This window comes from Bradyrhizobium sp. LeoA1Lang, assembly GCF_055413685.1.
On the sequence record NZ_JBVAPG010000683.1, the window covers coordinates 1 to 250 of the forward strand.

Annotated in this window: 1 pseudogene; it reads right to left on the minus strand. The window is 54.4% G+C overall.

The features are described from left to right. A pseudogene (locus ACZYOF_RS44965) lies at nt 1-250 on the minus strand (tyrosine-type recombinase/integrase); the annotation flags it as partial.

The following is a 250-nucleotide window of genomic DNA, read 5'->3' on the forward strand; positions in this document are numbered from 1 at the left end:
TTCCCGTGATCGACGAGATACGAAAGCAGTCGTCCCACCGTAGAGCGCAGGTGATTATAGCTTCTTGGCCGCGATCGCGGACGCGAGAGAAGAAACTCATCCACCAGTTCCGGGGTTACCTCACTAAGGCTACCAATTTTGTTCTTCGACAAGTAGGCGTCGAACAGCGCGAGCGTCTTCTCTTCGACAAGATAGCGCCGTCGCAAAGAACGCTTGTGAGCGAGGAATTGCTCGATCTCGCGGCCAAGAA